Here is a 14,940-nt window from a genome sequence, read left to right on the forward strand (position 1 = left end):
AGTCCCGCAACTCACATGGAAAAGATTTTTTGAACCACCGGCGCCGTTTCCTCATCCACAATAATATGATTTTTGTTGTTCGGGTCTTTAACATAACCGTAAGGCGGTCTTGAACCGATGCGTTCACCTTTTTCCGCCTTTGCTCGTTTTACGGCACGGATCTTTTTGCTTGTATCCCTCGCAAACCATTCGTTGAATAAATTTTTGAACGGGGCAAGCTCATTTCCGTCCGTATACATTGAATCGAAATTATCATTGACGGCGATATACCTCACATTGTTTTTCGGAAAGTATATTTCGGTATATGAACCCACTTCAATATAATTTCTTCCGAGTCTGGACAGATCCTTTGTTATGATGACTCCGATTTTTCCATCCTCAATCAGATGGAGCATACGGCGAAAGGCGGGTCTTTCAAAATTCACTCCGCTGTAACCGTCATCCGCAAACACCTGTGTGTTTTCAAAGCAGTTTTCTTTTGCGTATTTTTCAAGGATCATTTTTTGGTTGACAATGCTGTCGCTGTCGCCCTGCCGCATATCCTCTTGGGACAGTCGGCAGTACAGAGCGGTTATTTTTTGGCTTGACTGTATCATGTTTACCTCCTTGTTTTCAGCCAAACCGATTGAGAGCCGCGGAAAATTTCCGCAACCTCAATATACTCTCAATCGGTTGAAAAGTCCAGACGATTTTTTAGGAAACCTTACCGTCCTGCATTTCCGTTCCGAGAAGGTATCGGATACCGTTGTCAACCGTGTTTTGCGGCTTAATTTCAAAGCAGGAATTGACAATATAGTTCATGCGACCGATCCGATATTTTTTGCTCTGCACTATTTTATTTCCCGAGACACTGTGAAATGTCCTTCGCTGCAGACACCTGAAAATTTTAAAATCAAACTCATCATCCAATTGTATTTTTATATTACTTTCCGGCAGAAGTTTGAGTTTTTCCGCCATGTTTTTGAAATCGTTTTTATCTGTATTTTCCATAGCTTCCTTTCCGCCGTAAGGCTGTTCGGTATTTTTACATTCCGCCCATAACGGAACCGAAATGTTTCTTTTTATGCCGCTGTTTTCGCTGTAAAAAGTGCAACCCCTAAACCGTAGTTTTATAAGCATCTTCAAAATATCGCACAAAGCCCCCAGCGGTCGGCGTTGCCGTCCGCTGTGAGCCGCCGAGGGGAAGCAGCAACCCCTCGGCTTTCTCCTGCTTATTTTCGTACCGCTGCCGTTTTTTGCGGAATAAGGCGTACTTCCTCAAAAACAACGGCTGATTTATGCAGAACTTTCATTTTCACGGCAGAAAAGAAAAAAGGGGCGTACACACCGTTTACAGCGCCGTATTTCGTCTTTGTGCGGCTTGGTTGGGTTTACCCGATTTTCCATTTGCTCGGCGTACAGGGCATTTTCTGCGGCTGTTTCGGCAGAGAAAAGATTTACTCTTTATTTATTTTTCTGCTGTAATATATATTTAGTGGGTTTAGTTCTATGGGTATAGTTCTGCAATACCGTTTCTTACACCACCCTGTACGAAAAAATTACACTACCGAAATAACTTGACCGTGTAAGTGTTGCTTGTGTTCGAACCGTCCTGTCTGCGGCGCTTTTTCTTTTTCACAAGCCCCGCTTTTTCAAGACTTCGGAGCGCTGCGTCTACCGTCTTTTTGTCAATACAGCATTCCTCGGCGATCAGCCGCCGTGACGGAAAGCAGACACCGTTTTTATCGCTGTGTTTTACAAGGCAGCAGTAGACGGCGTAATCTCTCGGCTTTAATCGGTAGTCACTTATGCGGTTTGAGATGATTGAAAATTTTTCTGTCACTTTTTCCTCCTTGCAATTTTCTTTTTGCACGGCTGCAATCATATCTGCACCAACTCCTTTCAAACGGTTATGTAATTTTGCCCTCTACTTTTCATGGCAAAAAAGTGGATAGGGTACAACCAAAATTTTCACCCCCCGCACTTATCCAAAGGAAAAACTATACATGGCAATGCGCTGAAAATTTTATCCCCTCACTTTTCATGCCGAAAATCGGGTGTTCTACCATCTTAAAAATTGAGAATTTACAAAATGTTCAAAATCCCGAGGGCTATCCGCAAAAAGAAAACAGGCAAAGGACGGTGAGATCCTCTGCCTGCTGCAGTATATATTTTCGAAACAGAAACAGAATCGTGCGATCCCGTTTCCGATTATCTTACTTTGTTACAGTTCTAATTCAGGTGTCGGCTCGTACACTTCCATCATCAGCCACGATACAAATCGAAATCCGTTTGTGAACACTTGTAGCTCATGCCGGTCGTAATTTCTGCATCCGTTTTTTTAATTTGCTCGAACAGAGCCTTTTGCTGTTCTGTGAGAGTGGCTCTGAGCTTTGTTTCAAGCCGCACAACGGTTACAAACGATCCGCCTTTGTCTGTGCCTTTTTGCTATACTCTGCACTGTTTTTTCAAAGAATGAGCGCCTTAATGCAATCTTAATACGGCACACCGGATCATTACACCGTTTTTTTATGTTTCAAGGTATACTCTATGTAAACAAGCAGAAACAGGAGAAGTATATATGCCTGAAATTACACATAGAAAAAAGCGGCTGTCATCCTTTAAGCTGATCGTTCTGGGCTTTGCCGGCGTCATAGTGCTTGGAGCGCTGATATTGATGCTGCCGTTTTCATCGACTGCCGGAGTTGTTACGCCGTTTCACGAGGCGCTGTTCACATCGACCTCCGCCGTTTGCGTTACGGGGCTGGTTGTGCAGGATACGGGCAGTTATTGGTCCGCTTTCGGGCAGACGGTAATACTGCTGATGATCCAGATAGGCGGACTCGGTGTTGTAACAGTTGCGGCATTTTTCGCTATGCTGTCCGGCAGAAAAATATCGCTGATGCAGCGCAGTACCATGCAGGACGCCATCTCTGCCCCGAAGGTCGGCGGGATCGTCCGTCTGACTCGTTTTATTGTGCGGGGAACTTTTTTGATCGAGCTTATCGGGATGATCGTCATGCTGCCGACATTTTGCGGAAACTACGGTATTAAGGGAATTTGGATGGCGGCATTTCATTCGGTTTCCGCCTTTTGCAACGCCGGTTTTGACATACTCGGCAACGCCGAAAACAAATACCCGTCACTTACGGGATACATAGGAAATCCGGCGATAAATATTGCAATTATGCTTTTAATTATTGTGGGCGGTATTGGATTTTTGACCTGGGATGATATTTACACAAACAAGTGGCATTTCAAAAAATACCGTATGCAGAGCAAAGTTATATTGGTAACAACGGCGATTCTCATTATCGCTCCCGCAGTATTCTTTTTCTTTTGCGATTTTACAGGGCTTCCGATTGGCGAAAGGATTCTTGCGTCGCTTTTTCAGTCTGTCACACCGAGAACCGCCGGTTTCAATACCGCTGATCTTCCCGCTATGACCGGTTCTTCCAAGGCGATTATGATTCTGCTCATGCTCGTCGGCGGCTCGCCCGGCTCCACGGCAGGCGGTATGAAAACGACCACGCTTGCCGTTCTGATTCTGAGCACATTTTCCGTCTGCCGTAAAAAGGACGATACCGAAACCTGCGGCAGGCGCATTGACGGTTCGGCAGTAAAAAGCGCCGCAGCCGTCGCCGTAATGTATTTCCTGCTGTTTTTTGTCGGCGGCATTGTTATCAGCACGGCAGAGGGTTTGCCGCTTAGCACTTGTCTTTATGAAACGGCGTCCGCCGTCGGAACGGTCGGGCTTACCCTTGGAATCACACCGCAGCTCGGTGTTCTTTCTCAGCTTATTTTGATCGTCTTGATGTATCTCGGCAGAGTCGGCGGACTCACCCTGATTTACGCGGCGATTTCCAATAAAAATCAGAGCGGCGCAAAACTGCCGCTTGAAAAGATCACAGTCGGATAAAGGAGTTAATATATTATGAAAAACATATTGTTAATAGGCCTCGGCAGATTCGGAAAGCATATTGCTTTGCAGCTGAACAAGCTTGGACACGAGGTGATGGCGGTAGACAGCAACGAAGAAAGAGTCAATGAAATTCTGCCGATCGTTACCAATGCACAGATCGGCGACAGCACAAACACGGAGTTTTTAAAGTCGCTCGGCATCGGAAACTTTGATGTGTGCATCGTCACCATTGGCGGAAATTTTCAAAATTCGCTGGAGACTACTTCTTTACTGAAGGAACTCGGCGCAAAATTAGTTGTGTCACGCGCCGAGCGTGATGTTCAGGAGAAATTTCTTCTGCGTAACGGAGCGGACGAAGTAATTTACCCTGAAAAGCAAGTGGCAAATTGGGCTGCTATTCGCTATACCGCCGATCATATTCGGGATTACATCGAGGTCGATGAGGGTCATGGCATTTTTGAGGTAGAGGTTCCGGAGGGTTGGATCGGAAAAACCGTCGGAGAACTGGATATCCGCAGAAAATACAGCATCAATATTATGGCAACCAAGGAGAACGGAAAAATCAATATGGCAGTTTCACCGGAAACCGTTCTTACGGACAAGATCACTCTTTTGGTTCTCGGCGCATACAAGGAATTGCAAAAGTACTTCCGCATTTAACAGAGGTGAACGGAATTGGCTGAGCTATTGCTGATTGTCAGCCTGCTTGGCATATTTGCTTTCGGGTTTTATCTTATGAGCAGACTGGATCGATTTCTTGAAGAAAACAGAAAGGCACTGTTAAAGGAAAACGAATCCTGTGAGCCTTCCGAAGTCCTGCTGCCGCATGGACTGTCCGACAGCGAGATTTTAAGTGAGATTCGCCGCTTTCGGGAAACGCACGGAACAATCGATATTATCCTTTCCGACGGAAAAGAAGATGAGTATTAGTTTGCGATAGATTATTTCACAGTTTTGATGTACAATGAAATAAAAGGACGGTGAAGCCGATGAGAACACAAACCGAGCAGTCAAAAAACGGCGCAGACGAGCATATCCTTGTCTGCCTATCCTCTTCGCCGTCCAATGTAAGGATCATACACACCGCCGCAAAGATGGCTAAGGTCCTTCATGCAAAATTTACCGCCATCTATGTGCAGACGGATACAGTTGTAACCGAAAATAATCGATTGCGACTTGAAGAAAACATTCAGCTAGCGCAAAAACTTGGCGCCGAGATCGTTATGACGCACGGTGAGGATGTGCCGCTGCAGATTTCGGAATATGTTCGGCTTTCCGATGTGACCAAAATCGTGATTGGGCAAAGCAGTGCCAGACGCAGAGGGCTGTTTGGGAGACCGACTCTCACCGAAAAGCTGATCTCCTCCGCCCCCGATGTTGACATTCACGTTATTCCCGACGCACTGAACTACACAAATCCGCACAGACGCCGTCTGTTCCTTGGTGCAGAGATACCTTCGCTGCGGGATATTGCCGTGACCGTCCTGACGCTTGCCGTATGCACGGCGATCGGGTTTCTGTTCGACCATCTCGGCTTTCCCGATACCAATATCGTTACGGTATACATCCTCGGTGTGCTGATGATCTCCGTTTTGACCAAAGGATACCTTTGCAGTATGGCAGGCTCACTTCTAAGTGTTGTATTGTTCGGATTTTTCCTTACCGAACCCAGGTTGTCCTTTCAGACCTATGCCGTAGGCTATCCTGTTACCTTTGCAGTCATGCTGGCGTCTTCCGTTCTCACCGGCACGCTTGCCTCGAAGCTGAAAGATCATGCAAGGCTCTCGGCTCGCTCCGCGTTCCGTGTGCAGGTGCTGTTCGACACCGACCGTCTGCTGCAAAAAGCAAAAAGCAACGATGATGTTTTAAGCGTGACCTGTATGCAGCTCTCACGGCTGCTTGACCGCAGCATTGTTGCCTACACGAAAAGTGAAAACGGAATGTCGACCGGGCGGCTGTATGCCGAAAAAAAGGACGCACACGCTGAAAAGCTGTTAAGCGATGCGGAACGGCAGACCGCAGAATGGGTGCTTCAAAACGGCCGCCGTGCAGGAGCAGCGACAGCACAGTTCGGCAAATCCGAATGTCTTTATCTCGCGATCCGTGCAGGCGGCAGAGTCTACGGGGTGATCGGGATACCGATGAAACCCGAAAAGCCCGATTCATTTGAGAGCAGCATCGTACTGTCGGTTGTAAATGAATGTGCGCTGGCAATGGATAATGCTCACAACGCCGCTGAAAAGGAACGGGCGGCAGATCTTGCAAAAAGCGAGCAGCTGCGCGCCGACCTTTTGCGGTCGATCTCACACGATCTGCGCACGCCGCTTTGCTCCGTTTCGGGTAATGCGGACACGCTTTTGCATAACGGAAGCTGCCTGGACGAAGCAACAAAGCAGCAGATCTATAAAGATATTTATGACGATTCCGAATGGCTGATCGGCGTAGTGGAAAATCTTTTGTATGTCACAAGACTGAATGACGGACGCCTGAAGCTGGAGCTTACCGACCAGCTTGTAGACGAAGTGGTCAACGAAGCCGTTTCGCATTTGAAGAAAAAATCCGTCGGACACAAGGTGACGGTAAGGTGCGACGATTTGATCCTTGCCCGTATGGACGCACAGCTTATCGTGCAAGTCATTGTCAACCTTATTGATAATGCTTTGAAATATACCGAACAAGGCTCGGAGATCTGCGTAAGTGCCGAAAAACAGGGCGAGGATGCCGTGATCCGTGTCGCCGATAACGGAAACGGCATTGCAGACGATATGAAACCGCATATTTTTGAAATGTTTTACACCGGGAAAAATACCGTTGCAGACAGCCGCAGAAGCTTCGGGATCGGGCTTACCCTGTGTAAATCTATCGTAGAGCTGCACGGCGGAACGCTGACGCTTACGGATAACGTACCGCACGGCTGTGTATTTACCTTTACTTTACCGCTCAGCGAGGTGACTCTGAATGAATAAACCCCTTGTTCTCGTTGTGGAGGACGACCGTCCCGTCCGCAATCTGATCGTAACAACATTAAAGGCGCACGATTACCGCTACCTGACCGCGGAGAACGGACACGGTGCGATCATGGAGGCGATCTCCCATAACCCGGATATCGTTCTGCTGGATCTGGGTCTGCCGGATATCGACGGCACACAGGTGATCGAAAGCATCCGCTCATGGTCCAATATGCCCATTATTGTGATCAGTGCACGCAGCGAGGATAAAGACAAAATCACGGCGCTGGATGCCGGGGCGGACGACTATCTGACAAAGCCCTTTTCCGTGGAGGAGCTTTTGGCACGCCTTCGGGTCACGCAAAGGCGGCTGCTGCTTCTGCAAGCAAGCGGCGATACCGATTCTCCCGTTTTCCAAAACGGCGAGCTTAAAATTGATTATGCCGCCGGCTGCGCTTATCTAAATGGGGAGGAATTGCACCTGACCCCGATCGAATACAAGCTTTTGTGTCTGCTCTCTCATAATGTCGGAAAGGTGCTGACGCACACCTATATCACGCAGCAGATTTGGGGCAGCAGCTGGGAAAACGATATTGCTTCCCTGAGAGTATTTATGGCGACACTGCGCAAAAAGCTGGAGCCGCAAAAGGACAGTCCGCAATACATTCAGACGCATATCGGCATCGGTTACCGTATGCTGCGGGTAGACTGAGAAAAGCGAAGAAACAAGGATTTGAACCGATATGCAATAGAAAATCTTTTCGGAATGGAAGGGCTGAATATCGCTTGGTACGGAATCATTATCGCCTGCGGTATGGTGCTTGGCTTTGCTTTGGCGATAAACCGATGCAGAAAAACCGGCATCAACAAGGAGCATATATACAATCTTGCTCTTTGGCTGATCCCCGTATGCATTATTTGTGCAAGAGCCTACTATGTGATTTTCGAATGGGATAATTACAAAAACGACCTGCTTTCTGTTTTTGAAATTAACCGAGGGGGTCTTGCCATTTACGGCGGAGTGCTCGGCGGTGTCGCAGTCGCATTGATTTACTGTAAAGTAAAACGGATTTCCTTTTGGTCACTTGCCGATACCCTGATGCCGAGCCTTGTGCTTGGGCAAGCTATCGGGCGTTGGGGGAATTTTGTCAATCAAGAGGCATACGGAAACCAAATTACAAATCCTTCGCTCTGCTTTTTTCCTTACGGCGTTTACGTAGAAGAAATCGACCAATGGCGGCAGGCAACCTTTTTCTACGAATCTGCATTGAATTTAGCTTTACTCACCGCTATGCTGATATGCTGCCCGCATTTCAGGCGAAAAGGCTATCTTCTTCCGTTTTATATGATCGGGTACGGCACGATACGGCTTTTTGTGGCGGGGCTGCGCTCTGACAGCCTTTATCTCCTTCCGGGTATCCGTGTATCACAGGTGCTGTCCGGCTGCCTGATTATTCTCGGTATCGTTATACTTTTTATTATCCGTAAAAGACAGGCGGTGCGGCAATGAGAAAAGAGTGGACTTTGTTTCTCACCTTTCTTAAAATCGGCGCCTTTACCTTCGGCGGCGGATATGCTATGATTGCGCTGCTTGAAAACGAATTTGTAGAGCGCAAGAAGTGGATCGAAAAGGACGACTTTCTGAATATGGTAGCCATTGCCGAGTCTACACCCGGACCGGTTGCAATCAACAGCGCCACATACATCGGCTACAAAATTGCAGGCTTGTTCGGTGCTGCGGCGGCTACCGTGGCGGTTTGTATTCCTTCGTTTACCGTAATTTTTTGCATCTCACTGTTTTTTGATCAATTCTTAAGCCTTACATGGGTTTCCCTTGCTTTCCGCGGAATACAGGTATGTGTGATCTATCTGATCTCCTCTGCCGGGCTGAAAATGCTGAAAAGCATTAAAAGAAATGCCTTTAACACGGTCATTTTGCTGTCGGTCATTGCTGCAATGCTGGCGTGCACTGTTTTCGCCGTTTCTTTTTCTTCCGTTTACTATATTCTGATTTGCGGCACAGCAGGACTTGCAATTTTCTTCCTGAAAAAACTGCGGAAAGGAAACGGCAATAAACAATGATCTACCTGAAATTATTCCTGAATTTTTTAATGATCGGTGCCCTTTCCTTCGGCGGCGGATACGGAATGGTTTCCCTTGTAAGAGAAACAGTCATTTCAAACGGCTGGCTAACGGAAAGCGAATTCTTAAATTTCATTGCCGTTTCGGAATCGACGCCCGGTCCGCTTGCCGTTAATATGGCGACATTTATAGGTTCCACGCAAGGCGGCATTCTCGGCTCGTTTCTTGCTACGCTCGGCGTTGTTCTTCCGTCTTTCGTTATTATACTTTTAATTGCGGCGGTACTCAAAAACCTGATGAAATATGCCGGCGTCAACGCTTTTCTCTCCGGCGTCCGCCCCTGCGTTATCGCAATGATTCTCGCTACGGCAATCGGTATGGCCATATCAACATTGCTTGGTTTTACGGATATTCATTCGGCGCTTGCTCCGGATCCTAAATCCATTTTGGTCTTTGCCATTCTGTGGCTGACACATTTCGGATATAAAAGAATCAAAAAAACTGCACCGTCGCCGATTATAATGATACTCTTTTCTGCCGCACTCGGCATGTTGCTTTGGGGAGTATAAAACACAGCCTGTGCCAATTTGCCGTCCGAAACCGGGCGGCTTTGCTGTTTTTACGGAAATATACTGCTTACTATTCCAGACTGACGGACGCCGCCATTGTAGAATAAATCACTTTGCAGCAACTGTTACGCCCGCAACCTTAATCAAAGATCAAAATTTTTTCTAATCATTTTCCTGTTAGCTATAAAAAAGCACAACGCCACAGAGATTTAAAACTCTGTGGCGTTGTGCTGCTCTCAATCGGTCACTTTTTGAAAGCGTCCTTATGTGAGCCTGCCTTTCATCGGGGTTTTCACCGTTTATACGACAAAATTTCAGCGAACAGTTTTGACAGATATAAAAATGATATTTTCCCTTTGTTGGATGTCTTGAACTATTACACAACCGAATATCTAATACGCAGGCAGATAGAAATCAAAAATCTATCTGCCTTTTTATTACCCTCAAAAAGGAGAAAACAGATATGCTACAGAAAGAATTAGCCAAGCGGCTCAGGGCTCGGTACAACACCAAGATGGACGGCAGCGGATGGCTGGAGGTGTCCTCGGACGGCATACCCCTTTGCCGGATAAAATACAAGGCTCAGTATTTAAGCAACGCAGACCAAAACCTCTCGGATGAATACCGCAGTAAAATTGCAGATATTCAGGATAAGATCTCTACGGTGCGGGAATATGCCGGACTGTACGAACACGCACCGCAAATGAAAGCTGCCAATGTTTCTGATTACAGACGGCTTGCCGTCTTCGGAGATACCGTATTGGCGGTGACCTACAGCCAGCGAAAAGAAGCCCTTACATTTTTTAGCTTTTGCTCAAGTAAAAACTGTGTCTGCTTCCATATCTCTTTTGGTATGATTGCAGGCACAGCGTTTTCATGTTTAAAATGTTCTTCGGGCGGCAGCTCCTTTCGTATATGATTTATTTTACTTGTAGAGGACTTCTTATTTTTATAAATCTCCGCTTTTTAGTGTGTAAAAAGCCGTGTGCTGCCGCACAAAGCAAAGCATTTATGACTGCAAAAACATATATATTGAGTGCGATTGCAGTGTTAACACAGTGGCGGAGAAAAGCGGAGTGCACCGAAATACCGTAAACAACCGCATAAAACAAATAAGGGACCTTTTGGGCAGTACACTTACCGAAAAGAAAAAGCTGAGCTTGTATTGGCATTTAAAATTAAAGATTTAATTAAGTTTATTTAACGGAGGCAATTTAAAATGGACGCAAAAACTATAGTAGAATATCATAAAAAGTATAATTTACAGTCTTGGTCAAAGCAGGCGGCAATAAATCCGCTTCCCATTAAGGACGCCGATGGTATATATTTGTATGACTTTGACGACAACAGATATACCGATATGTCAAGCCAGCTTGTAAACCCTAATGTGGGGCATAAAAACCGTCAGATAATTGACGCTATACGGGAGCAGGCGGAAAAATGCTGTTACATAGCGCCGTCTTACGCTTCCGAACCGAGAAGCACCTTAGCCAAAATGATAGTTGACCTTATGCCGGATAATATGGCAAAGGTGTTCTTTACAAACGGCGGTGCGGACGCAAACGAAAACGCAGTAAAAATTGCCCGTATGTATACAGGTCGCCATAAAATATTTTCAAGATACAGAAGCTACCACGGTTCAACCTACGGTGCCGGCAATCTTACGGGAGAGCCGAGACGTTATCCGCTTGAACCGGGCGCTCCGGGTTTTGTAAAGTTCTTTGCCCCTTATGTTTACAGAGAAAAAATTAAATTCGATTCCGAAAAAGCGACGGCGGATTATTATGTTGCAAAGCTCAGGGAACAGGTTATTTACGAAGGACCCGACAGCGCAGCCGCAATAGTTGTGGAAACCATTACGGGTTCTAACGGCGTAATCATTCCGCCCGAAGGGTATTTAAAGGGCGTCAGATCCATTTGTGACGAGTTCGGCATTATGATGATTTGCGACGAGGTTATGGCAGGCTGGGGCAGAACGGGCAAAATGTTTGCGTTCGAAAATTTCGGTGTGAAGCCTGATATTGTTTCCTTTGCAAAGGGTGTTACCTGCGGTTATGTTCAGCTGGGCGGCGTTTGCGTTTCAAAAGACATAGCGGCGTTTTTCGATGACCACCTGCTTTCCTGCGGACTTACCTACAGCGGTCATCCGCTTGCCTGTGCTGCCGGCGTTGCGTGCTTAAATTATTATAAAGATGCAAACATTCTTGAAAATGTCAATAAATCGGGGAAAGCTTTGGGCGAATGCCTTGAAGAAATGAAAAAAACACATCCGAGCGTCGGCGATGTACGGTATATCGGTCTTTTCTCGGCAGTAGAGCTTGTAAAGGATAAGGAAACAAGAGACCCCCTTGTTCCTTACGGAAAAGACCCCGACGGAATTATGGGCAAGCTTATCGGTGAGCTTAAAAAGCGCGGATTTATGACCTATTCGCACGAGAATATGATTATAGTAGCGCCTCCGCTTATTATAACAACCGAGCAGATCGAGGAAGAACTTAAAAAGCTTGACGAAGTGCTTTATATTGCGGATGAAATGATAGGTAAGAGGTGACGGATATGTCAGGCGAACATTACGAAAATATAAAAAACGCAAATTTATTTGACTATCTGGACATTTCACAGATCCGTCTCGTTCCGGCTAAGCTGAGAAATGTTCCGATCGGCTATTCCGAGGTTCCTCTTATATTCCACCTTAAACCCGAAACGGTAAAAAGCTGTCGTTTAAAGTTCCGTGGGGCGGCGTTGTATACGGATTTGCCAATTCATCGCAGCGAATCGAACAAAAGCTCGGTCTTGGTTCTCGCATAATCGACATAACCATTTCAGACTGGGACGGAAGGTTTATGCTTATATTCGAAACCGAAAACGAAGCCGATTCCATAGCCTTTAATGTTGATAGAAAAGATGTTGTTAGGCTACTTAACGAGTGTCGCAGACCGGCAGAAATGTAGAAAGGATGCAGACTTATGTATAAATGCAGCGAAGAACGAATGAAGGACAAAATAGAAACCTTTTCAAAATACGGCGATGCAGGACACGGCGGAATAACAAGATATTCCCTGTCCGAAGCGGCAATTAAGGCTCGCAATGAATTTGTAAAGCGTATGACTGCCATAGGCGCAACTATTGAGACAGATGATGTTGCCAATATGTACGCAACAATTCCGGGTTCCGACCCTGAAGCTAAACGGATTGTAATGGCGTCGCATGTAGACTCGGTTAAAAACGGCGGCAATTACGACGGCATACTGGGCGTTATGTCCGCTATGGAGGTGCTTGCAACCAAAAGCATGTTAGACCCCACAAAGACATTCGGCGAGGCGCTTGATAAATCAGGCTTTAAGGGAGAGCGGAAGAACCGCATCTCTCCCGAAAAATATCAGTATATGTTTGAAACACATATCGAGCAAGGGCCTATTCTTGAGGACAACAATAGGGATATCGGCGTTGTAGACTGCGTTCTCGGTATGTTTAACTACCGTGTAAAATTCTACGGTCAGACCGTTCATGCCGGCACCTTCCCGATGCCTAAGCGCCGTGACGCCCTGTATGCCGCTTCAAAAGCGCTCTGCTATCTTCATGAAAAAATAGACAAGCTTGCAATCCCAGAGCTTGTTTATACCACGGGTGAAATTGTCTTGCCACCCATGCGTACATACCTGTGTGCCGGACTATGCTGACTTTTCAATAGATGTCCGTCACAAAGACCCCGATGCGCTTGCTAAAGTGCTTGCGGTAGTAAAAAGCTGCGGCGAAAAGGAATGGGCAGGGTGTAAATGTGAGGTCACAAAGGCTTGGAACAGAGATACCGTTTACTGGGATAAAAGGCTTGTCGGCTATGTTGAGGAGTCCGCAACCGAATGCGGCATACCGCATATGTCAATTCATTCGGGTGCCGGTCACGATGCGCAGTTCGCCTCCTATATGCTGCGTACAACGATGATCTTTGTTCAGTCTAAAGACGGACTTTCCCATTGCGAGCCTGAGTTTTCCTCGGTCAAACACTGCACCGAGGGCGCAACGGTAATGCTGGGTGCAGTGCTTAAAGCGGATAAAGATTGATTTGAAAAAATGCCTCTCCCGTATTAGAATTACAGGAGAGGCTATTTGATGAACGAGGGTGAAATTTATGTCACGGGAATATTTTATGCCGAAGAAAATAATTTCTGGGAACGGTGCGCTTGATGCTGCCGGCACAGTTATTAAAAAATACGGCAAAAAGGCGCTTATAGTCACGGGCAAAAATGTCCGAGGTCTCGGGTGCTTTTCGGCTCTTTACAAAATGCTTGAGGATAACGGTTTGTTATACACCGTTTTTGACGGAATAACAGGCGAACCCGACGATACGATGATAGCGGCGGGCGCAAAGAAATATAAGGACGAAGATAGTGATTTTCTTATTGCGATAGGCGGCGGCAGTCCGATAGACTCTATGAAAGCTATTGCTGTAAATGTTTCAGGTGAAAAGGAAATATGCGATTATTACGGTGAGGTAATTGATATAAAATTGCCAAAAATGATAGCGATACCCACGACCGCCGGAACAGGCTCGGAGGCTACGCAGTTTACCGTTATAACCGACACCAAAAGAAATATTAAAATGCTTTAAAAGGGAGAGGTCTTAGTGCCTGATGTTGCGGTGGTAGACGGCAGCTTCGGCATCTCTGCTCCAAAGTCTGTAACAGCGTCAACCGGACTTGACGCGCTTACTCACGCCATAGAGGCGTATACCTCCCGCCGCGCTCAGCCGCTTACCGACAGTGTTTGTATATCTGCCGTAAAACGGTTATTTAAATATCTTCCTATTGCATATGCTGACGGTAACGATTTGACGGCGCGAAACGAAACGGCAATCGCCGCGCTTGAAGCAGGTATCGCTATTAACAATTCCTCCGTAACCGTTGTTCACGGAATGAGTCGTCCGATAGGCGCGCTTTACCATGTGCCGCACGGACTTTCAAACGCAATGCTGTTGTATAAATGTATGTCCTTTGCGCTTGACGGAGCTGCCGCCCGTTTTGCAAGCTTAGGCAGGGCAATAAATGCGGCTGACGGCAAAGCAGACGACAAAACTGCCGCGGCGGCTTTTTTGGATGCGATCGGTGATATTTGCAAAAAGCTTGAAGTGCCTTCGCTTGCCGAGTATGGCATAGATAAGGAAGATTTTTTCGGCAATATAGATAAAATGGCAGATGACGCACTTGCAAGCGGAAGCCCTGCAAATACGTAAAAAGAGGTTACCAAGGCGGATATTATAAATATTTATAAATTGTTGTTTTCTTAATATCGGTCTCAAGCCTGATCCACGCGCAGCTGGGAGAAAACCTCCAATGTGGTGTATAATAGAAGCACCACAGTGGAGGTTTTACAATGGCAAGAAAGAAACGCACCCCGGAAGAAAATGCCCGCAGGGAAAAAAGCAGAGAGCTGCTGCAGATGG

Annotated in this window: 15 protein-coding genes and 2 pseudogenes; 13 read left to right on the plus strand and 4 right to left on the minus strand. The window is 46.5% G+C overall.

The window, feature by feature from the left end; all coding sequences use genetic code 11:
• Positions 1–11: 11 nt before the first annotated feature.
• The 3 genes from IAG03_RS12875 to IAG03_RS12885 all read right to left on the minus strand — a co-directional run bounded on the left by IAG03_RS12875 (position 12) and on the right by IAG03_RS12885 (position 1,864).
• Positions 12–596: a recombinase family protein gene (locus tag IAG03_RS12875; protein WP_249320475.1), complete on the minus strand. Its 585-nt coding sequence runs from the start codon at positions 594–596 to the stop codon at positions 12–14.
• A 97-nt stretch (positions 597–693) separates the two neighbouring features.
• Complete coding sequence (locus IAG03_RS12880; protein WP_249320476.1) at positions 694–1,137, minus strand: hypothetical protein; 444 nt, start codon at positions 1,135–1,137, stop codon at positions 694–696.
• Positions 1,138–1,543: 406 nt separating this feature from the next.
• Positions 1,544–1,864, minus strand: a complete 321-nt coding sequence (locus IAG03_RS12885) for a helix-turn-helix domain-containing protein (RefSeq protein ID WP_249320477.1) — start codon at positions 1,862–1,864, stop codon at positions 1,544–1,546.
• 696 nt (positions 1,865–2,560) lie between these two features.
• On the opposite strand from IAG03_RS12885, the gene IAG03_RS12890 reads away from it, so the two are divergent.
• From IAG03_RS12890 to IAG03_RS12925, 8 genes are read left to right on the plus strand one after another with little or no spacing between them, the layout of a single operon-like run.
• Complete coding sequence (locus IAG03_RS12890) at positions 2,561–3,898, plus strand: TrkH family potassium uptake protein (protein ID WP_249320478.1); 1,338 nt, start codon at positions 2,561–2,563, stop codon at positions 3,896–3,898.
• A 15-nt stretch (positions 3,899–3,913) separates the two neighbouring features.
• On the plus strand, positions 3,914–4,561 hold the full coding sequence (locus tag IAG03_RS12895) for a potassium channel family protein (RefSeq protein ID WP_249320480.1): 648 nt from the start codon (positions 3,914–3,916) through the stop codon (positions 4,559–4,561).
• Between the two features lie 15 nt (positions 4,562–4,576).
• Entirely contained in the window at positions 4,577–4,831 is a 255-nt protein-coding gene (locus IAG03_RS12900) for a hypothetical protein (protein ID WP_249320482.1), read from the plus strand.
• Between the two features lie 59 nt (positions 4,832–4,890).
• Positions 4,891–6,867, plus strand: coding sequence for an ATP-binding protein (locus tag IAG03_RS12905; protein WP_249320483.1), 1,977 nt, complete (start codon positions 4,891–4,893; stop codon positions 6,865–6,867).
• Positions 6,860–7,561 carry a response regulator gene (locus IAG03_RS12910; protein ID WP_249320485.1) on the plus strand — a complete coding sequence of 234 codons (702 nt, stop codon included), beginning with the start codon at positions 6,860–6,862 and terminating at the stop codon, positions 7,559–7,561. The genes IAG03_RS12905 and IAG03_RS12910 overlap by 8 nt, the downstream gene beginning before the upstream one ends.
• A 21-nt stretch (positions 7,562–7,582) precedes the next feature.
• Positions 7,583–8,359 (plus strand): prolipoprotein diacylglyceryl transferase, encoded by a 777-nt coding sequence (gene lgt / locus IAG03_RS12915; RefSeq protein ID WP_249320487.1) that lies wholly within the window; start codon positions 7,583–7,585, stop codon positions 8,357–8,359.
• Positions 8,356–8,931: a chromate transporter gene (locus tag IAG03_RS12920; RefSeq protein ID WP_249320489.1), complete on the plus strand. Its 576-nt coding sequence runs from the start codon at positions 8,356–8,358 to the stop codon at positions 8,929–8,931. The genes lgt and IAG03_RS12920 overlap by 4 nt, the downstream gene beginning before the upstream one ends.
• Complete coding sequence (locus IAG03_RS12925; RefSeq protein WP_249320490.1) at positions 8,928–9,500, plus strand: chromate transporter; 573 nt, start codon at positions 8,928–8,930, stop codon at positions 9,498–9,500. Before IAG03_RS12920 ends, IAG03_RS12925 begins: the two co-directional genes overlap by 4 nt.
• 771 nt (positions 9,501–10,271) lie before the next feature.
• Here the strand turns inward: IAG03_RS12925 and IAG03_RS14625 are convergent.
• Positions 10,272–10,457, minus strand: a complete 186-nt coding sequence (locus tag IAG03_RS14625) for a recombinase family protein (protein WP_430472464.1) — start codon at positions 10,455–10,457, stop codon at positions 10,272–10,274.
• A gap of 26 nt (positions 10,458–10,483) precedes the next feature.
• On the opposite strand from IAG03_RS14625, the gene IAG03_RS14630 reads away from it, so the two are divergent.
• From IAG03_RS14630 to IAG03_RS12950, 5 genes and pseudogenes are all read left to right on the plus strand, one after another.
• Positions 10,484–10,690, plus strand: a complete 207-nt coding sequence (locus IAG03_RS14630; protein WP_430472463.1) for a helix-turn-helix domain-containing protein — start codon at positions 10,484–10,486, stop codon at positions 10,688–10,690.
• A 29-nt stretch (positions 10,691–10,719) separates the two neighbouring features.
• The gene (locus tag IAG03_RS12935; RefSeq protein ID WP_249320494.1) at positions 10,720–12,051 is read left to right on the plus strand and encodes an aminotransferase class III-fold pyridoxal phosphate-dependent enzyme; all 1,332 of its coding nucleotides are present in this window, start codon (positions 10,720–10,722) and stop codon (positions 12,049–12,051) included.
• A 5-nt stretch (positions 12,052–12,056) separates the two neighbouring features.
• Positions 12,057–12,308 (plus strand): hypothetical protein, encoded by a 252-nt coding sequence (locus tag IAG03_RS12940; RefSeq protein ID WP_249320496.1) that lies wholly within the window; start codon positions 12,057–12,059, stop codon positions 12,306–12,308.
• Positions 12,309–12,466: 158 nt separating this feature from the next.
• Positions 12,467–13,562: pseudogene (locus IAG03_RS12945) on the plus strand (M20/M25/M40 family metallo-hydrolase).
• A gap of 67 nt (positions 13,563–13,629) precedes the next feature.
• Positions 13,630–14,730 (plus strand): annotated as a pseudogene (locus IAG03_RS12950) (iron-containing alcohol dehydrogenase).
• Positions 14,731–14,940: the final 210 nt, after the last annotated feature.

Source organism: Yeguia hominis (genome assembly GCF_014384705.1).
In the GTDB taxonomy this organism is placed as follows: Bacteria; Bacillota; Clostridia; order Oscillospirales; family Acutalibacteraceae; genus Yeguia; species Yeguia hominis.